Source organism: Streptomyces melanosporofaciens, assembly GCF_900105695.1.
Taxonomy (GTDB): Bacteria; Actinomycetota; Actinomycetes; order Streptomycetales; family Streptomycetaceae; genus Streptomyces; species Streptomyces antimycoticus.
Window position 1 is genome coordinate 1247713 of record NZ_FNST01000002.1, and the last position, 22288, is coordinate 1270000.

Sequence of the window (22288 nt, forward strand, 5' to 3'; positions counted from 1 at the left end):
CCGGTGGGCGGGGCCCTGTGGGCTTGGGCCTGGTCGTACGGCGCCATGGGCTACACCTGCTTGTACTGGGCTGTGGGCTGCGCCTGGTCGTACTGGACGTCCAGGAACGTCCTGATCAGCCCCAGCCACTCATCCGGCGCCTCCACGAACGGCAGGTGGCCGGACTCCAACTCCGCGAAGCGCGCACCGGGGATCGCGTCCGCGACCTGGCGGTGGTGGTACGGGGTCGCCATCGCGTCCAGGGTCGTGGAGATCACCAGGGTGGGCACCCGGATCAGGCCCAGGTCCTCGCGGACGTCGACCCGGCCGACCAGTTCGACCTGGTCGATCGCACCGGGCGGTACGGAGGCGCGGGCACCCTCGATCATCATGGCGAGCCGCTCGGGCGTCATCCGGTCCAGATAGGGCGCGCCCGCGCCGATGAGCGCCGCCCAGCGGGCGGCCGCCACCTGGTCGTCCGAGCGCAGATGGCGCAGCCAGTCCTCGACCAGGAGCCGCATCCGGGCGCTGGGGTGGGCGAAGGTCGCGGTCAGGACCAGGGCGGTGACCCGCTCCGGATGGCGGGTGGCGGCACGCAGGGCGACCGGGCCGCCGAGCGAGTATCCGGCGATGGCGAAGGTGTCCAGCCCCTGCTCGACGGCGGCGGCCACCAGCTGGTCGGCGAGGGTGTCCAGCTCCAGCGGCCCGCTCGCGCGCGGGGTCCGGCCGGAGCCGGGGTAGTCGGGGCCGACGACGCGGTAGCGCTCGGCGAGGCCGTCCAGGATGGGGCCGTAGTTTCCGTCGATGGAGCCGGTGCCGCCGTGGGCGAGCAGCAGTCCGGGGCCGGTGCCCCGGACGATGCGGGCCAGGGGTGAGGTGCTGGTCATCGGGTGGTGCCCTTCGTCTCGCGGCTGATGACCGGGACGCTAAAGCCTCACATCGGTGTCAAAGTCAAGCGAGACGGGATCCGGGGCGGAGCGCTTAGGGGTGCGCGACGGATCGTGACGCCTGCGGCGGGCTGCTCCCCTCCCCGCCCCTTCCCGAAACCGGGGCTCCGCCCCAGCCCCCGTTACCAGGGGCCGGCCCCAGGTAACGGGAAGGGGCGCGGAGCTAATGCAGCCCCTCCGGCGCTTGAGGAGCGGGGCCCCGGGGCGGGGCCCCGGCTGGGGTCTGGGGCGGGGCCCCGGCTGGGGTCTGGGGCCGAGCCCCGCCGAAATCTGGGGCCGCCGCCGGGGGCCGGGCCCCGGGCGTGGGCCTGGGCGGAGCCCCGGGCGGGTGCCGGAGTGGGCCCGGGGGAGAAGCCCCTGCCACGCGGCGGAACCAATCAGCCCCTCCGGCGCTTGAGGAGCGGAGCCCCGGCCGGCGTCTGGGGCGGAGCCCCCGCTGGGGTCTGAGGCCGGGCCCCGGGGGGCCTGGGCAGCCCCCCGGGCGGGGGCCGGAGCCGGGCCCCCGGAGGGATCTCCTGCCACGCGGCAAAGCCAATCAACCCCTCCGGCGCTTGAGGAGCGGGGTCTGGGGCGGAGCCCCGGGCGGGGGTCAGGGGCGGAGCCCCGGTGGGGGCCGGGGGCGGGCCCCGGTTTCGGGAAGGGGCGGGGAGGGGACAGACCCCGCCGGACCCCCGTAGCTCAGCGCACCTCGGACATGTGCGGCATCGACTCGCTGCTCGCGACAACCCGCGAGCCACCCACCGGAGCCCGATCGGTCCGCCCCGCGATCAGCGCGATCGCGAGACCGATCACCGCGAGCACCGCGCCGACCAGCGTCGGGGAGGTCCAGCCCCAGCCCGCCGCGATGGCGACGCCGCCCAGCCACGCGCCACCGGCGTTGGCCAGGTTGAACGCGGAGTGGTTGGAGGCGGAGGCCAGCGTCGGGGCGTGCTGTGCCTTGTTCATCACCAGCATCTGCAGCGGGGTGGTCGTCATGAAGCCGACCGCGCCCAGCACCACGACCGACACCAGCGCCGCCCACTTCACATGCACCGTGAAGTCGAAGGCCACGAGCGTGACCGCGAGCGCCGCCAGCGAGCCGTAGAGCGTCGGCCGCAGCGCCCGGTCGGTCAGCGGACCGGCGATCAGGGCGCCCAGCGTCATGCCGATGCCGAACAGCGCCAGCACCAGGGTGACCGTCGACTCACCGAACCCGGTGACCTCGGTCATCATCGAGGCGAGGTAGCTGTAGACGGCGAAGACGCCGGCGAAGCCGAAGACGGCGGTGAGCAGTCCCAGGATGACCTGCCGGTCGCGCAGCGCGCCGAGTTCCTGGCGCAGGCCGCCGTGCTGCTCATGGGAGACCTGCGGGACGAGTCGGGCGAGCGCGGCCATGGCGACCACGCCGATCGCGGAGACCACCAGGAAGGTCGCGCGCCAGCCGAGGTTCTGGCCGAGCAGCGTGGCCACGGGGACGCCGACAATATTGGCGATGGTCAGCCCGAGGAACATGGTGGCGACCGCGCGGGCCCGCCGGTCCTCGGACACCAGCCGCGAGGCGACCACCGCGCCGACGCCGAAGAACGCGCCGTGCGGCAGCCCGGCGAGCACCCGGCCCGCGATCAGCAGCCCGAAGTTGGGGGCGAGGGCGGAGGCGAGGTTGCCCACCGTGAAGAGCGCCATGAGCAACACGAGCATCCGCTTGCGCGGGATCCGGGAACCGAGGGCGGTCAGCAGCGGAGCGCCCACCACGACCCCGATGGCATAGGCGGAGACGAGGTATCCGGCGGTGGGCACCGAGGTGTCCAGATCGCCGGCGACATTGGGCAGCAAGCCCATCATCACGAACTCGGTAGTACCAATGCCGAAGGCGCTCACAGCAAGGGCGAGCAGGGCCAGGGGCATGAGAGACCTTTCAAACGAAGGAGAAACGTGCAGAGGATGCGTATGTTCTCTAGCTGAACAAAGTCTCTCACGCCGGATGTTCCCGAGGAGATCCCCCAGATGAACAGGACGTAAGATCTCGCCGGATGGGCCGTGAGCTGGGTCACCCCCGCCCGGCTCCACCCCGCCGGGGTTCATCCGACGGGGCTCACCCGCCGGGGTCCGTCCGACGGGGCTCACCCGCCGGGGCTCATCACCCGCCGGGCCTCATCCGCGCCGCGGCTCAGTAGTCGACCGACGCCGCCAGCGGAAGGTGATCGCTGCCGGTCTTGGGCAGCGCCCACGCCGCGACCGGATCCACGCCCCGCACCATGATCTGGTCGATCCGCGCCATCGGGAACGAGGCGGGCCAGCTGAAGCCGAAGCCGTCGCCCGCCGCGCCCTGGGCGGACCGCATCTGCGCGGTGACGGGGGCCAGCGCCCGGTCGTTCATGGTGCCGTTCAGATCGCCGAGCAGGATCACCTTGCGGAGCCGTTCCCGGGAGATGGCCTGGCCCAGCGCCTCGGCGCTGGCGTCGCGCTGCCCTGCGGTGAAGCCCGCGTTGAACTTCACCCGTACCGAGGGCAGATGGGCCACATAGACACCCACCTCACCGCGCGGTGTGGCGACCGTCGTGCGCAGCGCCCGCGTCCAGCCCAGCTTGATGTCCACCGGCTTGGTGCCGGACAGCGGGTACTTGCTCCACAGCCCCACCGTGCCCTGCACGGTGTGGTAACGGTAAGTCCCCGCCAAGGCCCGCTCGTACGTGGGCACGGCATCGCCCGTCAGCTCCTCCAGCGCCACCACATCGGCGCCCGATCCGGCCACGTCCTCGGCGGTACCCGTCGGATCGGCGTTCTCCGCGTTGACGTTGTGGGTGACGACGGTCAGCTCGCCGCCGCTGCCGGACTTGTCGGAGAACATCAGCCCGCCGAAGAGGTTCAGCCAGACGGCGACGGGCAGCACCAGCGCGAGCACGGCGCTCGCCGACCGCCGCACCAGGCCGAGTACCAGCAGCACCGGAAGGGCCAGGCCCAGCCACGGCAGGAAGGTCTCCAGCAGGGAGCCGAGGTTGCCCACCCGGTTGGGGATGTCGGCGTGGAAGATCATGACCAGGGCGAGCAGGATCGCGATCGCCGCCAGCACCAGTCCGCGCCGCCAGATGCCGCGATCGTCCCGGAACCGGTCGAGCAGGCGGCCGATCCGGGAACCCGATCGCCCGGGCGCGTCCCCGAGCTGTCGCGTCTCCTGCGTGTACGCCTGCGTCATTCGTCGTCCCTCACTGCCTCAACTGCCGCGCCTTGGCTACGACCCTAGGTGATGACCAGGGCTTTTCCGGACGCCCCCGGGGGCGTCTCCCGTCCGAGGACGTCGGGTCGGCGGCCGGGAGTTCCACGTCCCGGCGCGGGAGAGGGTGTTGTGACACAACAGGCACAAACCGCTCAGCGGCGTGGGGAGACCCCTTCCAGGACCGTGTCGACGATCCGCTCGGCCAGCCCGTCGGGGAGTTCCTTCCACTCGTGGAGCATGGCGCGGGCGAGCATCGGGCCGGTGAAGAGGTCGGCGAGCAGCTCCAGATCCACATCGGCGCGGATCTCACCGCTCTCCCGCCCCCGCCGCAGCACGGCGCGCAGGGTCGCGCGGCGGGCCGCTATGACGTTCTCGTCGTAGGCCCGCCACAGCTCCTTGTGTGCGTGCATCTGGGTGATGACGCTGCGCAGCAGGGCGGAGTGGCGCTTGGCGAGCCCGCGGCGGCGCATGAACTCCAGGACGGTGACGAGGTCGTCGCGCACCGAGACCCCGGCCGGCTCGGGGCTGGGCTCCTCCAGGGAGCGCAGCACATCGAGCATCAGCGCGTCCTTACCGGGCCAGCGGCGGTAGACGGTGGCCTTGCCGACGCCCGCCTCGCGGGCGATCCCCTCGATCGACAGCCCGCCGACCGAGGCGCCCTCCTCCAGCAGCCGCAGCGCGGCCTCGATGATCGCGGCGTCGGCGGCGGGGCTGCGGGGGCGGCCGCGGAGTCTGGGCGCGGAGCTCTCCGGTGCGGTCATCGGTCGGCCGACGCCTCCTTCCGCGGATGCGGCCGCCCGCTGTCGGGAGCCTCGTCGGAGGCGCCCTTGCCGGGCAGGAAGGCGAGGACCACCAGCGCGCCGAAGAGGGCGACGCCCGCCGAGCCGAGGGCGGTGACATGCATGGCGTGGACGAAGGCGTCCTGCGCGGGGCCCACCAGCTCCTGGCCCCTGGGCCCCAGCTTCTCGGCGACCCCCAGAGTGGCCTCGACGGACTCGCCCGCCGAGTGCCGTACGGAGTCGGGGAGTCCGGGCACGGCGGCCAGGGCGTCGCGGATGCCCTCGCGGTAGGTGGAGGAGAGCACCGAGCCGAGCACAGCGACCCCGAGCGCGCCGCCGACCTGCCGGAAGGTGTTGTTGAGCGCCGAGCCGGAGCCGGCCTTCTGGCGCGGCAGCGCCTGCATGATCGCGGTGGTCACCGGCGGCATGATATGCGCCATTCCGGCGCCCTGGGCGAAGAACAGCACCTCCAGCACGACGATCGGGGTGTCCACGCCCAGCAGCAGGAATCCCGACATGGTGGCGGCCACCAGCAGCATGCCGCCGGTGCACACCGCGCGGGCGCCGAACCGCTCGACGACCAGCCGGGCGCGCGGGGCGAAGATCAGCTGCGCCACGGCCAGCGGCAGGATCAGCAGCCCGGATTCGAGCGCGCTGTAGCCGCGCACGCTCTGGGTGTAGAAGACCATGAAGAAGGTCACGCCCATGAGGGCGAAGAAGACCAGGGCGACGGCGCCGATGGCGGCGGAGAAGGCCGGGTTGCGGAAGTAGCGGATATCGATGGCCGGGTGGTGGCTGCGCTTCTCGTGCAGCACGAACAGGACCAGGACGGCGAGCCCGGCGGCGATGGAGCCCAGCACCTGGGCGTCGGTGAAGTCGGCGAGCTGGCCGCCCTTGATGATGCCGTAGACGAGCAGCACGAGCCCGACGACGGACAGCAGCACGCCCGGTGGGTCGACCCGGCCGGGCGCGGGATCCCTGGAGTCGGGGACGAGCAGCACCATCGCGATCAGTCCGACGATCACGATCGGCACATTGACGAAGAAGACCGAGCCCCACCAGAAGTGCTCCAGCAGCAGTCCGCCGGTGATCGGGCCGATGGCGATGGCCAGCCCCACCGCGGCGACCCAGATGCCGATCGCCTTGGCCTGTTCCTCGCGTTCGAAAACATTGACCAGGATGGCGAGGGTCGCGGGCATCACGAAGGCGGCGCCAAGACCCATGAGCGCCCGGAAGCCGATGAGTTCACCGGGCGAACCGGAGAAGGCGGCGAGCACCGAGCCCGCGCCGAACACCACCATCCCGCCGAGCAGGACCTTCTTACGGCCGATCCGGTCACCGAGGATGCCCGCGGTGAACAGCAGCCCGGCGAAGACCAGCGTGTAGGAGTTGATCGCCCACTCGAGCTGGCTCTGGGTGGCCCCGAGCCCGGTGGGCTTGGGCGAGGCGATGGTCTTCATCGCCACGTTGAGTATCGAGTTGTCGAGGACGACCACCAGGACGCTGAACATCAGGACGACGAGGATCGCCCAGCGTCTGCGGTAGATCGCCTCGGGGACGCCGGACCCGTCCGGGGCGCCCTGGGTGCTGGATGGGGAGGCCATGCAGCCCAGGCTAGGTCCAATACGATACGGGACCGTATCGTATTGGCAGATCTTTGCGAGGCTTTTGGCCGACGGCCCGGAGGAGGACCCCGCGAAAAGGTGCTCAAGGCCACCGCCCGGGGGATCCGGGCCCACTTTCGCCCCGGCAGGAGCCGTGCCAGCATGGGGTTGGTCCGGGGACGCCGTCAGGGCGCCTCGAGATGATGAACAGGAGCCGTAGCGATGACGCACGTCAGTCCTGCGCAGAAGCAGTCCGAGAAGGCCCTCTACGGGGGCACGAGCTCCCGCCGCATCACCGTCCGTGACATCGCGGCCGCCAAGGGGCGCGCCGAGAAGTGGCCGATGCTCACCGCCTACGACGCGATGACCGCGTCCGTCTTCGACCAGGCGGGCATCCCGGTGCTGCTGGTCGGCGACTCGATGGGCAACTGCCACCTGGGCTATGAGTCCACCGTCCCCGTCACCATGGACGAGATCGCGCTGCTGTCCGCCGCCGTGGTACGCGGCACCCGGCGCGCCCTCGTCGTCGGCGATCTGCCCTTCGGCTCGTACCAGGAGGGCCCGGTCCAGGCGCTGCGCAACGCCACCCGCCTGGTCAAGGAGGCGGGCGTGGGCGCCGTGAAGCTGGAGGGCGGGGAGCGCTCGGCCCATCAGATCGAGCTGCTGGTCCAGTCCGGCATCCCGGTCATGGCGCATGTGGGCCTGACCCCGCAGTCCGTCAACGCCTACGGCGGCTATCCGGTCCAGGGGCGCGGCGAGGAGGCGGCCCAGCAGTTGCTGCGGGACGCCAAGGCGGTGCAGGACGCGGGCGCCTTCGCGGTCGTCCTGGAGCTGGTCCCGGCCGAGCTGGCCGCCGAGGTGACCCGCTCGCTGCACATCCCCACCATCGGCATCGGCGCCGGGTCCGCGTGCGACGCCCAGGTCCTGGTGTGGACGGACATGGCGGGCATGACCGATGGCCGGGTGCCGCGCTTCGTCAAGCAGTACGCACAGCTGCGCCAGGGCCTGGGCGACGCGGCACGGGCCTTCGCGGAGGACGTCGTCGGCGGGGCCTACCCGGCCGAGGAGCACTCCTTCCACTAAGCAGGTCGGAAGAGGTCCGCTACGGTTCGATGGCGCCCCGAAGGGGCGCGGGGAACTGCGCGACCAGCCACGACGGCGCAGCAGACGGCCGACGACGCATCACGGCACTTCCAGCGGAGCGCTTAGGCACCACGAGCCACCGCGGTACAACGACAGCCCGCCGATCTTCCCCGTCGGCGGGCTGTCTGCCGCTTGTCGGCGGTCTGTCGGCGGCGGCTGTCATCCTGGGCGGCATGACGCGGGAACAGAGGATCAGGGACGGCAACGCCGTCGAAGTTCGGGGGCTGGTCAAGCACTTCGGTGACACCAAGGCCGTCGACGGAGTGGATCTGGACGTGCCGGAGGGCACCGTCCTGGGTGTGCTGGGCCCCAATGGCGCCGGTAAGACGACACTTGTCCGCTGTCTGTCCACGCTGCTGTTGCCGGACGCCGGCACCGCGGTGGTGGCCGGGTACGACGTGGTGCGCCAGCCCCGGCAGCTGCGCCGCACCATCGGGCTGACCGGGCAGTACGCCTCGGTCGACGAGAAGCTCCCCGGCTGGGAGAACCTCTACATGATCGGGCGGCTGCTCGATCTCTCCCGCAAGGAGGCCCGGGCGCGGGCGGACACCCTGCTCGAGCGGTTCTCGCTCACCGAGGCCGGCAAGCGGCGCGTGTTCTCCTACTCCGGCGGTATGCGCCGCCGGCTCGACCTGGCCGCGTCCATGATCGGCCGGCCCTCGGTGCTCTATCTGGACGAGCCGACGACCGGTCTGGACCCGCACTCGCGTAACGAGGTGTGGGACGAGGTCAGGCGGATGGTCGCCGACGGGGCCACCGTGCTGCTGACCACCCAGTACATGGAGGAGGCCGAGCAGCTCGCCGACAATCTGACGGTGGTCGACCGGGGCAGGGTCATCGCCGAGGGCCGGGTGCACGAGCTCAAGGCCAAGGTCGGCGGCCGCACCCTGCAGATCCGCCCGTCCGACCCCGGCGAGGTGCACCGCATGGTCGGCGCCATCACCCAGGCGGGGCTCGACGGCATCGGAGGCGCGACCGCCGACGTGGAGGAGGGCCAGGTCAGTGTGCCCATCGCCAGCGACGAGCAGCTGACCGCCCTGATCGGTCTGCTCAGTGAGCGCGGTTTCGCGATCTCCGGGATCGACACCCATATGCCCAGCCTGGACGAGGTCTTCCTGGCCATCACCGGCCGGAAGGCGTCCACACCGCAGGACAACAAGACGCTGGAAGAGGTCGCCGCGTGAGTACGGCCACGATGACCGCGCCCGTACGGGGAAAGAACGACGGCCGGATCGGCGCCCGCGCCAATCTGCGCCACATCGGCGCGCTGGTGCGGCGCAACACCCTGCAGATCAGGTACCAGCCGTTCGCGATGTTCGACGCCCTGGCGATGCCGATCGTCTTCGCGCTGCTGTTCACCTATGTCTTCGGCGGCGCGATGACGGGCGGCAACCGCTCCGAGTACGTCAACTACTTCATCCCCGGTCTGATGGCGATGGGCGGGCTCAACATCGCGATGTCGATCGGCAGCGGCGTCAACGACGACTTCAACAAGGGCGTCATGGACCGCTTCCGCACGCTGCCGATCGCCCGCTCCTCGGTGCTGATCGCCAAGCTGGTCGTGGAGTGCGGCCGGATGCTGCTGTCCACCCTCGTCCTGCTGATCATGGGCTTCATCATGGGCTTCGAGCTCGAGACCGGGCCGCTGGAGCTGTTGGCCGCGGTGGCGCTGGCCGTGCTCTTCGGATCCTCGCTGACCTGGATCTTCATGCTGCTGGGCATGTCGCTGCCCACCCCGCAGGCGGTCAGCGGCATGGGCTTCCTGGTGATCATGCCCCTGCAGTTCGGCTCGTCCATCTTCGCCCCGACCGCCACCATGCCGGACTGGCTGCGGTCCTTCACCGAGTACAACCCGCTGTCCCGGCTCGCGGACGCCGCACGGGCGCTGACCAGCGGCCATGGCGCGATAGCCGAGCCGGTGACGGTGACCCTGAGCTGGACGGTGGCCATCACGGTGCTCGTGGCGCCGCTCGCGGTGCGCAAGTTCCGCAACAAGACCACCTGACGGTCCACGGTCTCGAGCCACCGACCGGGCGCACCCTACGGGGGGCGCCCGGCCGGCCATCGTGTCCTCACTCCCCGTGCTTCCCGGATCCGCTCACCGGCCCGCTCGGACCAGCACGACGGCCTCGTCCAGGGTGAGGCCGCCGCCCTCGGCATGGGCCCGCTGGTACGCGGCGTCCCCGAGCTCGGCCCGCACCGCGGCCTCGGTCCGCTCCCGGCGCGCCCGCTCACTGGCGGAGACCCGGTACTGCTGGGGCTTGCGCAGCGCGTCGTACGCCCCCAGCAGCCGCGCCGCCCGGGCCCGCTCCGCCCCGCCGAGGCCGCCCAGCGCCTCGGCGGCGGTCAGCAGATGGGTCACCGGGATGAACGGCGCGACCATCTCCGTCATCCGGCCGGTGGTCTTCGCCAGCGCACCGCGCACGGTCGTCAGGGCGTCGCCCGGCCGTCCCTCCAGCAGCTCCAGCCAGGCCAGCATCCCCTCCACCATGCCCTCGAACATCCGCAGCGCCCGGTGCTCGAACTCCCCGTGCAAGGTGGACAGAAGGGTCCGCGCCTCCGCGAGGCGGCCCGTGGTGCCGTAGCGCTGCGCCAGATGGATCCGGGCGTACGACAGCGCCTCGGCGCCCGCATGCTGCCCCTGCTCGACCACCTCGCGCAGCATCCGCTCGCCCTCGGCGGCCTTCTCCTCGTCGCCGAACTCCACGAACAGCCCGGCCAGCCGGGACCGCAGGAACGTCACCTGGTCATGGGCCCCGAGCTCCTGGGCGCAGCGGATCGCCGCGCGGTAGTCCGCGGCCGCGGCCGCACCCTCGCCGCGCTTCTCCCAGGTCTCGCCGCGGCCGGCCAGCGCCTCCGCCTCGCCCCATACGTCACCGAGCCTGCGGAAGATCGCCAGGCTTTCGTCGGCGTCGCGGGTGGTCGCGTCCTGCTGCTCGCCGCTGCGATCCCGGTAGAACTTGGCCCGCAGCTGGAGGGTGAACGCCAGCTCCCATGCGTAGTCCAGCTCCCGGCAGGTGCGCACCGCCTCGTCGGCCATCTCCCGCAGCAGGACGAAGTCCCCCTTGAGGATCACCGCGAAGAACCACAGGATGCCCGGGAGACGGCAGGTCTGGGGCAGCCCCGGCCGGTAGGCCGAGACAATGCCCTCCAGCTCGCGCTGGTTGTCGTCGCCCACCATGGCCTGGAGGTCGCCGTCGATGTTGGCCAGCGCGTACAGCCGCACTCCGCGCCGCGCCTCCGCCAGCAGCTCGGGCTCCATCGGCGGCGGGGCGGCCGTGCAGCTGACGTACAGCGGCGGTGCGGGGGCCACGGGCGATGCGAAGGGGCTCGGCCCGAGGTCGGCCGCGGCGGTCGCCCAATGGCGCGCCTCGCCGCGGTGGCCGCGCAGATGCCAGAACCAGCCGAGCGAGAGCACCAGGCACAGCGCCTCCTGCTCGTCGCGGGCGGCCACCGCCCGGCGCAGCGCGGTGCGCAGATTCTCGTGCTCCGTCTCCAGCCGGACCAGCCAGTGGCGCTGTGCGGGGCCGCGCAGCAGCGGATCGGCGGTACGGGCCACCTCCCGGTAGGCGACCAGATGGCGCTGTTCGACCGCGGCCCGCTCGCCGGACTCGTCCAGCCGCTCCGCCGCGTACTCGGCGACGGTCTCCAGCAGCCGGTACCGCATCTCCCCGTCCGTCCCGGGCTCCGGTCCGGGCGCGGTGACGACCAACGATTTATCGACAAGGGAGCCGAGCAGCGCGGCCACGTCCCGGGGCCCCACGGCACCGTCACGCCCGGCGCGCTGTTCGTGTTCCGCGTGCTCCGCGTCTTCTTCGGGGTATCCGCGCATCACCTCGGCCGCGTCCGCGCACACCGCCTCCGCCTCGGTCAGACCGCAGCCTCCGGCGAAGACGGACAGCCGGGCGAGCACGGTGCGTTCGGGGGCGTCGAGCAGGTCCCAGGACCAGTCGACGACGGCTCGCAGGGTCTGCTGGCGGGGCAGCGCCGTACGGCTGCCGCTGGTCAGGAGGCGGAAGCGGTCGTCGAGGCGGTCGGCGAGCTGCCGTGGGGTGAGCAGCCGCAGCCGCGCCGCGGCCAGTTCGATCGCCAGGGGCAGTCCGTCGAGGCGCCGGCAGATCTCGGCGCACGCGGCCGGATCGTCCTCGGTACGGAAACCGGGCCGGGCCGCCGCGCCCCGGTCCTGGAGCAGCCGCAGCGCGACGGGGTCGGGCAGCGGCTCCACGGGACGCACCAACTCGCCCGGGACGGCGAGGGGTTCGCGGCTGGTGGCCAGGATGGTGACCCCGGGGCACTGGGCGAGCAGGGACTCGGCGAGGTGGGCCGCGGCCGCGACGAGGTGTTCGCAGTTGTCGAGCACGATCAGCATCCGGCGCGGGGCACAGTGCTCGATGAGCCGGGCGCGCGGATCGCGCACGGCTGGGTCGGTCGCGGCGCGCAGCCCTTCGGGCGAGGTGCCGAGGAGGACCGTCTCGCGCCCCCCGACCGCGCTGAGCACCGTCTCCGGAACGGTCTCGGGGTCGTCGACGGGCGCGAGCTCGGCCAGCCACACCCCGTCCGGCCAGTCGGGCGCGAACGATTCGGCGGCCTCCTGCGACAGCCGCGTCTTCCCGGCGCCGCCGGGCCCGAGGAGGGTGATCAGCCGGTGGCCGGACAGATCGCCGCGCAGCGTCGCCAGATCGGCCTCGCGGCCGACGAAGCTGGTCAGCCGGGCCCGCAGATTGCCACCGCCGCCGCGGGCGGGGGCGGGGGCCGGGCGGGGCGGTAGGGGGGAGCTCTCATCGGCCGCCGCCAGCAGCTCGGCGTACAGCCCCCGCAGCTCCGGCCCCGGATCGGCGCCCAGCCGCTCGGCGATCTCCGTACGGATCACCTCGTACGCGGCCAGCGCCTCCGCCACCCGGCCCACGTCCCGCAGCGCCCGGATGCGCAGCGCGTGCAGCGGCTCGTCCAGCGGATGGCCGTCGCAGAGCCCGGTGAGCGCGGGGAGGGCCTGGGCGGGGCGGCCGAGGGCGAGGTCGGCGGCGAGCCGGGCGCGCCGCGCGTCCAGCCGTCGCGCCTCGGCGCGGGCGGCGGGCGCGGTGGCGTCGGGCAGATCGCTGAGCGCCGGCCCGCGCCACAGCGCGAGGGCGGCGTCGAGCAGATCGACGGCCTTGGCCGGATCGCCGTCGGCCAAGGCATGGGCGCCCTCGCCCGCGAGCCGTTCGAAACGGTGCAGATCGACGTCGTCGGGGTCGGCACTCAGCCGGTACCCGCCCGGAACGGACTCCACCGCGTCCTTGCCGAGCGCCCGCCGCAGCCGCCCGACCAGCGCCTGCAGCGCGCCGTGCCCGTCGGCGGGCGGATCGGTGACCCAGATCTCCCCGATCAGCGCCCCGGTGGTCCGCGCCTGCCCGGGCGCCAGCGCGAGCGCCGCCAGCAGCGCACGCAGCCGCGCCCCGCCGACGTCCACGGGGGTGCCGTCGTCGTGGCGGGCCTGGGTGGTGCCGAGGATGCCGTAGCGCACGGCCCCATTCTGATGGATGCCCGCCTCCCGGCCGACCGCGCCTGCCCCGGCCGTTCTCCCACTGACCCCGGCCCGGCCATTCTCCCGTTCCCCTGGCCCGGCCGGTCCCCTGTTTATCCTGCTCCGGCCGCTGCCCTGTCTACCCTGGCTCGGAACTACGCGCCCCCTGTTCGACGTTTCCCCCTCAGCGCTCACCAGCCCGTATGGAGACCCCACTCGATGACCACCGCCATCAGCCGCCGCGAGCGGCGCATCAGCCCCGTCTTCCTCGGACTGTTCGCGATCATGGTCGTGTCCGCGTGGGCCGTATGGACGGAGTACTCCGCCAGCCCCGGCTTCGCCGTCTTCCTGTTCGTCGTCTCCGGCTGGGTCGTCTCCCTGTGCCTGCATGAGTACGCCCATGCGCGCACCGCGCTGCACGGCGGGGATCTGTCGATCGGCGCGAAGGGCTATCTGACCCTCAACCCGCTGAAGTACACGCATGTGGCGCTGAGCATCGTGCTGCCCGTGGTCTTCGTGATCATGGGCGGGATCGGGCTGCCGGGCGGAGCGGTGTTCATCGAGCGGCACCGGATCCAGGGCCGCTGGAAGCACAGTCTGATCTCGGCCGCGGGCCCGCTGACGAACGTGCTGTTCGCGGCCGCGCTGACCGCCCCGTTCTGGCTCGACGCCACGGACCAGGTGCCGGAGCTCTTCCGCTTCGCCCTCGCCTTCCTGGCATTGCTGCAGGTCACGGCCGCGATCTTGAACTTCCTGCCGGTGCCGGGCCTGGACGGGTACGGGGTGATCGAGCCCTGGCTGTCGCACCGCATCCGACGCCAGGTCGAGCCGTACGCGCCGTTCGGGCTGCTCGCGGTCTTCGGGATCCTGTGGATACCCGAGGTCAACGAGGCGTTCTTCGGCGCCATCGACGCGGTGATGCGGGCCCTGGGCGTATCGGAATGGGACACCTACTGGGGTCAGGAGTTCTTCCGCTTCTGGCAGGGCGAGCCCGATATCCCGCGCCTCGACTACTAAGCGGATCGGCGGAAGTCGGCTGCGGTTCGGTGGCGCCCCGAAGGGGCGCGGGGAACTGCGCGACCAGCCACGACACAGCCGCGGATGAACGACCGCACCTCGCGGCACTTCCCGCGGAGCGCTTAGGCCCTGCCCGGTGGCCTCAGCTCGTGGCGCCCGTGCTCTCCCGGTCGGCCGCGCGGTCGGCCCGGGCCTTGCGGACGTAGTACCAGGCCATGTTGGACGAGATACCGGCGATCAGGATCCAGATGATCCCGAGCCAGCTCCCCCGCGCGAAGGACACGACGGCCGCGGCGATCGCGAGGACGCAGACGGCCAGGGTGCAAAGGGCGAGGCGGGGCATGGGGTCGGCTCCTGTCGGCGGATGTGGCACTCCCCGACATTGTCCCCCATGCACCGCCGCGGGGGCGGGGCGCCCCGGATGTGCCGGTCGGGCGGCGGCGCCCTCAGACGTCGGTGACGCGCAGGCCCGCATGGGCCTTGTAGCGGCGGTTGACCGAGATCAGATTGGCCACCAGGGACTCCACCTGGTGGGCATTGCGCAGCCGGCCCGCGAAGACGCCGCGCATACCGGGGATGCGGGCCGCGAGCGCCTGGACCAGGTCGGTGTCGGCGCGCGACTCGCCCAGGACCATCACATCGGTGTCGATCTGCTCGACCTCGGGGTCCTGCAGCAGTACGGCCGACAGGTGGTGGAAGGCGGCGGTGACCCGGGAGTCCGGCAGCAGGGCGGCGGCCTGCTCGGCGGCGCTGCCCTCCTCCGGCGTCAGGGCGTACGCGCCCTTCTTGTCGAAGCCCAGCGGGTTGACGCAGTCGATGACCAGCTTGCCGCTGAGCTCCTCGCGCAGCGAGTCCAGCGTCTTGGCGTGGCCGTCCCACGGGACCGCGACGATGACGATGTCGCTGCGGCGCGAGCACTCGGCGTTGTCCGCTCCCTCGATGCCGAGCTCCGCGCCGCCCAGCTCCCGCGCCGCGGTCCGCGCGCGCTCGGCGGCGCGCGAGCCGATGATCACCTTCTGGCCGGACCTGGCCAGCCGGTAGGCGAGGCCGCGGCCCTGGTCGCCGGTGCCGCCCAGGACGCCGACGGTCAGGCCGGACACATCGGGGAGGTCCCAGGGGTCCTTGGCGGGGGCCTTCTTCGCCGGGGCGTCGGACGCGGAGTTCGGGGCATCAGGAGTAGTCATGACAGTGATCCTGTCACGCACCGCGGCCACCTTCATGGTGACGTCTCTTACGCTTTGACACTCCCCTCCGTCAGCCCTGTGCGCCAGTACCGCTGGAGTACGCCCATCAGCACCATCAGCGGCAGGACGGACAGGAACGCCCCGCCGACCGTGTACTGGTACAGCTCCGGCTGCCGGTCCGCGTACCCCTGCCAGGACGTCAGGCCGAGCTGGATCGGGTAGAGATCGGAGTCGGAGAGCATGACCAGCGGCAGAAAGAAGTTGTTCCAGATGTGCACGAACTGGAACAGGAAGACGGTGACCAGTGCCGGGGTCATCAGCCGCAGCCCCAGCGTGGAGAAGATCCGGGCCTCCCCCGCGCCGTCGATCCGCGCCGCTTCCAGGAGGGAGTCCGGGACGGCGGCGGCCGCGTAGATCCGGCACAGATAGACCCCGAAGGGGCTGACGATGCTGGGGATCAGCACGGCCCAGTAGGTGTTGGCCAGGCCGATCTCGCTGAAGAGGAGGTAGAGCGGGAGGGCGAGCGCCGTGCCCGGGATCAGCACTCCGGCCAGGATGACGTTGAAGATGCCCTCCCGGCCGGGGAAGCGGAACTTGGCCAGGGCGTAGCCGGCGGCGGCCGACAGCAGGGTGGCGGCGAGCGCGCCGACGCCCGCGTACATCAGGCTGTTGGCGAACCACCGGACGTAGATGCCGTCGTCGTAGGTGAGCACCCGGTGCAGATAGTCGAGCGGGTGCGGGTCGTGGAACCAGAAGCCGAAGGTGCCGAAGAGATCGCTGCTGGACTTGGTGGAGGAGACGACGAGCCAGTAGACCGGGGTCAGGAAGTAGAGGGCGGCGACGGTGAGCAGCGAGACGGTGATGATCCGGTGCCGCAAGGGGGGTTCCGTCCCCTCCCGGCCCCTCGCCGCGCGGCGGCCCGCACCGGGCCGGTCATCGGGCGGGACCGCCTCGGGCCGCCCCTTCCCGGGTGCGGCCTCGTCCGCGGGCTCGCTCGCGACCGCGCCCGCCAGGTCGTTCGCCTCGTTCATCCGTTGTCGCCGTCCTTCCCCCGTCGGCCCACGAGTCTCAGGAATCCGAAGGACAGCACGCAGGCGACGAGGGCGAGCAGAACCGCCTCGGCCGCCGCGATGTGCTGGTTGTTGCTGGTGAACGCCTCGTTGTAGGCGGCCAGGTTGGGGGTGTAGCCGGAGTCGATGGAGTTGCTCAGCGGTTTGAGCACCTTGGGCTCGGCGAAGAGCTGCAGGGTGCCGATGAGGCTGAAGACGGTGGTGAGCACGAGCGCGGGCCGGATCAGGGGGAGTTTGATGTGCCGGGCGACCTGCCAGGCATTGGCCCCGTCGATCCGCGCCGCCTCGTACAGCTCTCCGGGTACGGCCTTGAGCTGGGCGATCAGCACCAGCATGTTGTAGCCGGTGAACTGCCAGGTGACGATGTTGGCGATGGACCACAGGACCGCTCCGCGGCCCAGGAAGTCCACGTCCCAGCCCATCGAATCGGCCATCTCCACCAGCGGGCTGATCCCGGGGACGTAGAGGAAGCCCCACAGGATCGACGCGATCACCCCGGGCACGCCGTACGGCAGGAAGAAGGCGGTCCGGAAGAAGCCGACCCAGCGCGCGGAGGCCGCGTCCAGCAGCAGCGCGAGCGCGGTGGCGAAGGCGATCATCAACGGGATCTGGACGGCGCCGAAGAGCAGCACCCGGCCGAAGCCCGCCGTGAACCGGTCGTCCTCCAGGGCGTGGGCGTAGTTGGACAGGCCCGCCCACACCTGCTTGGTCTCCCCGCCGAGGCCGAGCGGTCCGGTGCGCTCGACCTTCAGCAGGCTCTCGTAGAGGGCGTAGGCGATGGGGGCGATGAAGCACAGCAGGAAGAGCGCGAGGAAGGGCAGCAGAAACCCGGACGCCGCCCGGGCGCTGCGTGCCTCGGTCCGGGTGAAGCGGCGGGGGGCTTTGCTCACCCGCCTCACCCGGCCTTCACCTTGAGGCCCTTTTCCTTGAGGTCGGCGATCGTCTCGCCCTGCACCTTCTTCAGCACGGAACGGAAGTCGGACCCGTCCCCGATGGCGGCGGTGAAGGCGTCGCCGAGCCGCTGGTAGAGGGTGTCCGTGGCGGGGCCCCACTTCCAGCTGGTGTCCACGCCCTTGCTCGCCTCGTCGAAGACCTTGCTGTACGCCTGGCCGCCGAAGAAGTCCTTGTGCACATCGAGCTGGGAGGTGGTGTACCCCTGCTTGGCGCCGGGGGTGCCATAGCCGTTCTCGATCAGGAGCTTGATCGACTCGGGGTCGGTGTTGAGCCAGATCGCGAAGGCCAGGGCGTCCTTGGGGTACTTGGTCTTGGCGAAGACCGCGGTGGTGGAGCCGCCCCAGTTGGCGTAGGAGGCGTCGCCCTTCTTCCACTGCGGCATGGGCACCACGCGCCACTTGCCCGCGGTCTTGGGTGCGTTGCCGACCAGCAGGGCGTCGCCCCAGCTCGCACCGAGCCAGGAGGCGATGGAGCCGGTCTGGACGTCCTTGTACCAGGCGTTCTGCCGGTCCGGAATGGTCTTGATGAGCTTCCGCCGGGCCAGGTCGTACCAGTAGTCGGCGACCTTACGGGTGGGCTCGTCGTCGATGGAGACGGTCCAGGTGTCGCCCTCGGTGCCGAACCAGCGTGCCCCGGCCTGCCAGGCCAGCCCCGCGAAGCGGTTGCCGTTGGTGGCCGAGAAGGTCTCGATCCAGGCGCCCTTCTTACGGATCGCGGTGGCAGCCGCCTCGTACTCGTCCCAGGTGGTGGGCGGTTCTATGCCCCACTTGTCGAACAGGTCCTGACGGATGAACAGGCCCATCGGACCGGACGCCTGCGGTACGGCGTAGACGGCCTTGCCGAAGACGGACTGCTGCCACTGCCAGCCGATGAACATGTCCTTGTGCTCGGCGACCCCGTACTTGGTCAGATCCAGCAGCCCGTTGTCGACGAGGAAGCTGGGCACGACCGGGTATTCGATCTGGCCGAGGTCCGGCGGATTGCCCGCCTTGATGGCGGCGTGCATCTTGGCGTACTGGGCGCCGTCGACGGCCGAGACCTTCTCGACCTTGACCCGCACCTCGGGGTTCTTGCTGTTCCACAGGGCGACCGGCTTGTCGATGCCCGGCACCCAGGACCAGAAGGTCAGGGTGATCTTCTCGCCCTTCTTGCGGTCCTTGGGTTCCCCGCCCCCGTCGTCGTCCGAGCCGCAGCCCGCGAGGGCGAACCCGGCCGCCGCGGCGGCCGCGCCGCCGAGGACGGCGCGGCGCGGCGCGCCGGTCATCCAGGTGTTCCGTATGGCCATCCGCGTGTCCCGTCGTGTCGGAGTGTCGCTCGTACCGGTCGGGGTGTCGTTCATCGGGAACCTCCGAGGAAACCCCCGCTTTCAGGCGGGGGAGGGATCGGGCTCCTGCGGAGCAGGGCAGGGGGAGCCGAATCGCCGCTGGGGCGATGCGGCGTCCGCCACTGACAACCCGTCAGGGAGTTACTAGCCGATGTGCTAGTTTGTGAGTCGTGACCACTCACGTGAAGCGGGCGTATCGGTACCGCTTCTATCCGACCGATGCGCAGGCAGCGGAGCTGTCGCGCACGTTCGGATGCGTGCGGAAGGTCTACAACATGGCACTCGCCGCCCGTACCGAGGCGTGGACGTTGCGTCAGGAGCGGGTCAACTACAACGCCACATCGGCGATGCTGACGGGGTGGAAGAAGACCGAGGAACTGGCCTTCCTCAACGATGTGTCCTCGGTTCCGCTCCAGCAGGCCCTGCGCCACCTCCAGGCCGCGTTCACCGCGTTCTTCGCCCAGCGGTCGAAGTACCCACGGTTCAAGTCGCGCAAGAGGTCCCGCAAGTCCGCCGAGTACACCTCCAGCGCGTTCCGCTTCCGGGACGGGAAGCTGACGCTGGCGAAAATGGCCCAGCCGCTGGACATCGTCTGGTCGCGTCCGCTGCCGGAAGGCGCCCTCCCGTCCACGGTGACCATCTCCCAGGACGCGGCCGGGCGCTGGTTCGTCTCCCTCCTCGTCGAGGACCCCGTCCTCCGGCCGCTGCCCGCCAGCGGCTCGGCGGTCGGAATCGACGCCGGGCTCGACCACCTGCTCACCCTGTCCACGGGTGAGAAGATCACCAACCCCAGACACGAGCGGCGCGACCGCGCCCGCCTCGCCCGTGCCCAGCGCAACCTCGCCCGCAAGGCCAAGGGCGACGGCACCAACCGGGCCAAGGCGCGCCGCAAGGTCGCCAGGGGCTACGCCCGCATCGCCGACCGTCGCCGTGACCATCTGCACAAGCTCACCACTCGACTCGTGCGTGAAAACCAAACGCTCGTGATCGAGGACCTCACCGTCCGGAACATGCTCAGCAACGGCAAGCTGTCCCGGGCAATCTCGGATGCGGCATGGTCGCAGTTCCGGAGCATGCTGGAGTACAAGGCCGCCTGGTACGGCCGCGAAGTGATCGCGGTCGACCGCTGGTTCCCCTCCTCCAAGCTGTGCTCCGCATGCGGCACGCTGCGAGGCAAGATGCCGCTCAGCGTCCGCACCTGGACATGCGCCTGCGGCACGACCCACGACCGGGACGTGAACGCGGCGCAGAACCTTCTGGCCGCCGGACTGGCGGTGTCGGCCTGTGGAGCCGGTGTAAGACCTCAACGGGAGTCCTCCCGGACGGGGCAGTCGGTGATGAAACAGGAAGCCTTACGGCGCGAGCCGTAGGAATCCCTCTCGTTCACGAGGGGGTGGAAGTCAAACCAGCTCCTCCATCGGAATGCGCCGGAATGTGATGGTCGAGTAGGCGCTGAAGTCGCCGGTCTCGTAGAGCAGTCCGACCGTGGCGTCGTCGAGTCGGACCAGATCGGAGTAGGCGGCGGGCAGGCCGTTCACGGTGTGCGTGGGCCGCCAGGTGACACCGCCGTCATGGCTGGTGCGGACGGTCATCAGCGCCCGGTAGGCGGGGTCGGCGGGGCCGGAGAAGAGCAGCGCGTCCGGCTCGCCGAGGTGCAGCACACTGCCCTCGACCACGGGGGCGACCAGACCGGCCTGCGGCCGGAAGGGGAGGTCCAGGGTGGCGCCGCCGTCGCCGGAGTGGGCGTCGGCGCGGGTGCCGGGCGCGGTCGCGTCGGTGCGGGTGTTGAAGTAGACGCGGCCGTCGGGGAGTTGGGCGGCGGTGGTCTCGTTGACGTTGACGTAGCCGTCGGGGTTGTCGTCCACGTACCCGATCCGCCAGGTCGCGCCGTCGTCGTCGCTGAGCAGATCGTGTCCGCCGTTGTACCGCCCCTCGGTGCCGTCGTCGCCGGGGACGGTCGGGGGCAGCGAGTGGTTGGCCGCGACGACGATCCGGCCCGCGTGGGCGCCGTACCGCAGCCGGAGGGCGTGGCCGGGGGTGGTGGCGTACCACCGCCATGCGGGCCGCTTGGTGCTCGCGGTGATCTCGCGGGACCCGCTCCAGCTCGCGCCGTCGTCATCGCTGTACGTCAGCCACACCCGCCGCCCGTCGGCCGCGCTCACCTCGCCGCGCCGGATCCGGTCCTCGGTGGCGGAGGCGGCGCTGCGGACGTGCACCAGCAGGACGCGGACGCCGCGCGGACCACCGTCGAGGACGACGGGGGCCGGATTGCCCGCCGTGCCATCGCCGTTGCGGGCGACGAGCTGTAAGGCGCCCCAGGTCCGGCCGCCGTCGGCCGACCGCTTGAGCACGAGGTCGATGCGGCCGTAGTCGGCGGAGGAGTCCACCCGGCCCTCGGCGAAGGCGAGGAGCGTTCCGGCGCGGGTCAGCACCACTGCCGGGATCCGGTAGCTCGCATAGCCCTCGGTGCCCGCCCGGAACGGAACGGACACCTCGTATGAGCGTGCCGCCCCCGTGCCGACTGTCATCAGACCTCCCGATGCCCCGTCGCAATCGAGTGCCGAGTCAGATAAATGGGACGTAGGACGTCCCTTGTGTGCGGCGACCTTAGGGTTTGCCTTACAGAGCGTCAAGAGACGGCACATGAACAGTTGGAGACGCGGCACGAGCACACGCGAACGACGGACACGGACCCGGTCAGCGGCATGCCTCTCGCAGATGTCCCGAACGTCCCGAACGAGTGAGCCGGGCCCGAATCGGGCCCGCGGGGGCGCGGCCCGCGGCAGGATGCGGATGCCATGGACGCCGTAAGGGTTGCACTGCTGCGCGAGGTCCTCGCCGGAACCGAATGGCTCCAGGCCACCCGCCGCTTCGCGGGCTCGCTACGGGCCTCGGTCGGACCGCGCGAGGGCGGACTCCTGCTGGTCGGCAGCGAGAGATACGAACCGTGGCATCTGGCCGCGCATCTCGACGACGAGGCGGCCTGGTCCGGACTGCCCGAGCTGTCCCCCACCCTCGTCCGCCACCGGGTACCGGAGGGCGCCGCCGTGCCCGCGCATCTGGCGGTCGGGCTGGGGCGGCTGGAGCGGGCGGGCCGCGGTGAGACCCTGCTGGTGGTCGCGCCGGGCGAGCCCGGGGCCGGGCTGCTGGAGCGGGTGAACGACGCCCGCCGGGGCGGGGCGACCGTGCTCGCCCTCGACGGCGGCGACACCGGGCTGCACGCCCTGGCCCATGACGCGCTGTCCGCCCCCGAGGGCGGCGAGCTCGACCTCGACACCCTCCAGCACCTGGTCAGCGCGGCCGCCGGGGAGAACAGCCTGCCCCGCCCCGGCCGCCGCCGCCGCTTCCAGGACCGGCTGGCCAGGCTGGCCGAACACTTGGCGGCGCCGCCGCCGACCCATTGGTGACGGCGCCCGACGGGCCGTAACGAAGACGGCGCCCGACGGACCGCCGTAAGGGCGGCGCCCCACAGACCGTAAGGGCTGCGCGCCCCGGGCCGTACCGGCGACCGCGCCCCACCGGCCCTACCGATCACCGCACCTCACCGATCGCAGGGCCCTGCCGGTCGCCGAGCCGCCCGGGCCACACCGG

General features: G+C 71.6%; 18 protein-coding genes. 6 read left to right on the forward strand and 12 right to left on the reverse strand.

What is annotated here, in order from left to right:
- Positions 1-50: 50 nt before the first annotated feature.
- From BLV72_RS08180 to BLV72_RS08200, 5 genes are all read right to left on the reverse strand, one after another.
- Entirely contained in the window at positions 51-866 is an 816-nt protein-coding gene (locus BLV72_RS08180; RefSeq protein ID WP_093461262.1) for an alpha/beta fold hydrolase, read from the reverse strand.
- 738 nt (positions 867-1604) lie between these two features.
- A complete protein-coding gene (locus BLV72_RS08185; RefSeq protein ID WP_093461264.1) occupies positions 1605-2810 on the reverse strand; it encodes an MFS transporter in 1206 nt (401 codons plus the stop codon).
- 262 nt (positions 2811-3072) lie between these two features.
- Positions 3073-4098, reverse strand: a complete 1026-nt coding sequence (locus tag BLV72_RS08190) for an endonuclease/exonuclease/phosphatase family protein (RefSeq protein WP_093461265.1) — start codon at positions 4096-4098, stop codon at positions 3073-3075.
- A 173-nt stretch (positions 4099-4271) separates the two neighbouring features.
- A complete protein-coding gene (locus tag BLV72_RS08195; RefSeq protein ID WP_093461267.1) occupies positions 4272-4880 on the reverse strand; it encodes a TetR/AcrR family transcriptional regulator in 609 nt (202 codons plus the stop codon).
- A complete protein-coding gene (locus BLV72_RS08200) occupies positions 4877-6502 on the reverse strand; it encodes an MFS transporter (RefSeq protein WP_093461268.1) in 1626 nt (541 codons plus the stop codon). The genes BLV72_RS08195 and BLV72_RS08200 overlap by 4 nt, the downstream gene beginning before the upstream one ends.
- Positions 6503-6724: 222 nt before the next feature.
- Here BLV72_RS08200 and panB point away from each other — a divergent pair, with 222 nt between their 5' ends.
- From panB to BLV72_RS08215, 3 genes are all read left to right on the forward strand, one after another.
- Positions 6725-7585: a 3-methyl-2-oxobutanoate hydroxymethyltransferase gene (panB, locus tag BLV72_RS08205; RefSeq protein WP_093461270.1), complete on the forward strand. Its 861-nt coding sequence runs from the start codon at positions 6725-6727 to the stop codon at positions 7583-7585.
- A gap of 233 nt (positions 7586-7818) precedes the next feature.
- Complete coding sequence (locus tag BLV72_RS08210; protein ID WP_093461271.1) at positions 7819-8829, forward strand: ATP-binding cassette domain-containing protein; 1011 nt, start codon at positions 7819-7821, stop codon at positions 8827-8829.
- Complete coding sequence (locus BLV72_RS08215) at positions 8826-9650, forward strand: ABC transporter permease (RefSeq protein WP_167746327.1); 825 nt, start codon at positions 8826-8828, stop codon at positions 9648-9650. The genes BLV72_RS08210 and BLV72_RS08215 overlap by 4 nt, the downstream gene beginning before the upstream one ends.
- 93 nt (positions 9651-9743) lie before the next feature.
- Here BLV72_RS08215 and BLV72_RS08220 read toward each other — a convergent pair whose 3' ends face one another.
- Positions 9744-13148: an ATP-binding protein gene (locus BLV72_RS08220; protein ID WP_093461272.1), complete on the reverse strand. Its 3405-nt coding sequence runs from the start codon at positions 13146-13148 to the stop codon at positions 9744-9746.
- Positions 13149-13367: 219 nt separating this feature from the next.
- On the opposite strand from BLV72_RS08220, the gene BLV72_RS08225 reads away from it, so the two are divergent.
- Positions 13368-14165, forward strand: a complete 798-nt coding sequence (locus tag BLV72_RS08225; RefSeq protein WP_093461274.1) for a site-2 protease family protein — start codon at positions 13368-13370, stop codon at positions 14163-14165.
- A gap of 142 nt (positions 14166-14307) precedes the next feature.
- Here BLV72_RS08225 and BLV72_RS08230 read toward each other — a convergent pair whose 3' ends face one another.
- The 5 genes from BLV72_RS08230 to BLV72_RS08250 form a co-directional block, all read right to left on the reverse strand.
- Positions 14308-14508 carry a hypothetical protein gene (locus BLV72_RS08230; protein ID WP_059143141.1) on the reverse strand — a complete coding sequence of 67 codons (201 nt, stop codon included), beginning with the start codon at positions 14506-14508 and terminating at the stop codon, positions 14308-14310.
- A 103-nt stretch (positions 14509-14611) separates the two neighbouring features.
- Positions 14612-15349 carry an NADPH-dependent F420 reductase gene (gene npdG / locus BLV72_RS08235; RefSeq protein WP_093470241.1) on the reverse strand — a complete coding sequence of 246 codons (738 nt, stop codon included), beginning with the start codon at positions 15347-15349 and terminating at the stop codon, positions 14612-14614.
- Between the two features lie 47 nt (positions 15350-15396).
- The gene (locus BLV72_RS08240; protein WP_232546433.1) at positions 15397-16380 is read right to left on the reverse strand and encodes a carbohydrate ABC transporter permease; all 984 of its coding nucleotides are present in this window, start codon (positions 16378-16380) and stop codon (positions 15397-15399) included.
- Positions 16377-17318 (reverse strand): carbohydrate ABC transporter permease, encoded by a 942-nt coding sequence (locus BLV72_RS08245; protein ID WP_059143140.1) that lies wholly within the window; start codon positions 17316-17318, stop codon positions 16377-16379. The genes BLV72_RS08240 and BLV72_RS08245 overlap by 4 nt, the downstream gene beginning before the upstream one ends.
- Complete coding sequence (locus BLV72_RS08250) at positions 17315-18658, reverse strand: ABC transporter substrate-binding protein (RefSeq protein ID WP_093470243.1); 1344 nt, start codon at positions 18656-18658, stop codon at positions 17315-17317. The genes BLV72_RS08245 and BLV72_RS08250 overlap by 4 nt, the downstream gene beginning before the upstream one ends.
- A 209-nt stretch (positions 18659-18867) precedes the next feature.
- On the opposite strand from BLV72_RS08250, the gene BLV72_RS08255 reads away from it, so the two are divergent.
- Positions 18868-20067 (forward strand): RNA-guided endonuclease InsQ/TnpB family protein, encoded by a 1200-nt coding sequence (locus BLV72_RS08255; RefSeq protein WP_167746328.1) that lies wholly within the window; start codon positions 18868-18870, stop codon positions 20065-20067.
- Between the two features lie 30 nt (positions 20068-20097).
- On the opposite strand, the gene BLV72_RS08260 is transcribed toward BLV72_RS08255, so the two are convergent.
- Entirely contained in the window at positions 20098-21225 is a 1128-nt protein-coding gene (locus BLV72_RS08260; protein WP_093461275.1) for a sialidase family protein, read from the reverse strand.
- A gap of 270 nt (positions 21226-21495) precedes the next feature.
- Here BLV72_RS08260 and BLV72_RS08265 point away from each other — a divergent pair, with 270 nt between their 5' ends.
- Positions 21496-22104 (forward strand): hypothetical protein, encoded by a 609-nt coding sequence (locus BLV72_RS08265; RefSeq protein ID WP_093461277.1) that lies wholly within the window; start codon positions 21496-21498, stop codon positions 22102-22104.
- Positions 22105-22288 lie beyond the last annotated feature (184 nt).

Excerpts from the sequence above, each read along its gene's own strand:
- BLV72_RS08260 (WP_093461275.1), bottom strand. The coding sequence starts at position 21,225 with ATGACAGTCGGCACGGGGGCGGCACGCTCATACGAGGTGTCCGTTCCG.
- BLV72_RS08195 (WP_093461267.1), bottom strand. The coding sequence starts at position 4,880 with ATGACCGCACCGGAGAGCTCCGCGCCCAGACTCCGCGGCCGCCCCCGC.
- npdG (WP_093470241.1), bottom strand. The coding sequence starts at position 15,349 with ATGACTACTCCTGATGCCCCGAACTCCGCGTCCGACGCCCCGGCGAAG.
- BLV72_RS08200 (WP_093461268.1), bottom strand. The coding sequence starts at position 6,502 with ATGGCCTCCCCATCCAGCACCCAGGGCGCCCCGGACGGGTCCGGCGTC.
- BLV72_RS08185 (WP_093461264.1), bottom strand. The coding sequence starts at position 2,810 with ATGCCCCTGGCCCTGCTCGCCCTTGCTGTGAGCGCCTTCGGCATTGGT.
- BLV72_RS08250 (WP_093470243.1), bottom strand. The coding sequence starts at position 18,658 with ATGGCCATACGGAACACCTGGATGACCGGCGCGCCGCGCCGCGCCGTC.
- BLV72_RS08230 (WP_059143141.1), bottom strand. The coding sequence starts at position 14,508 with ATGCCCCGCCTCGCCCTTTGCACCCTGGCCGTCTGCGTCCTCGCGATC.
- BLV72_RS08225 (WP_093461274.1), top strand. The coding sequence starts at position 13,368 with ATGACCACCGCCATCAGCCGCCGCGAGCGGCGCATCAGCCCCGTCTTC.
- BLV72_RS08210 (WP_093461271.1), top strand. The coding sequence starts at position 7,819 with ATGACGCGGGAACAGAGGATCAGGGACGGCAACGCCGTCGAAGTTCGG.
- panB (WP_093461270.1), top strand. The coding sequence starts at position 6,725 with ATGACGCACGTCAGTCCTGCGCAGAAGCAGTCCGAGAAGGCCCTCTAC.
- BLV72_RS08240 (WP_232546433.1), bottom strand. The coding sequence starts at position 16,380 with ATGAACGAGGCGAACGACCTGGCGGGCGCGGTCGCGAGCGAGCCCGCG.
- BLV72_RS08265 (WP_093461277.1), top strand. The coding sequence starts at position 21,496 with ATGGACGCCGTAAGGGTTGCACTGCTGCGCGAGGTCCTCGCCGGAACC.
- BLV72_RS08180 (WP_093461262.1), bottom strand. The coding sequence starts at position 866 with ATGACCAGCACCTCACCCCTGGCCCGCATCGTCCGGGGCACCGGCCCC.
- BLV72_RS08190 (WP_093461265.1), bottom strand. The coding sequence starts at position 4,098 with ATGACGCAGGCGTACACGCAGGAGACGCGACAGCTCGGGGACGCGCCC.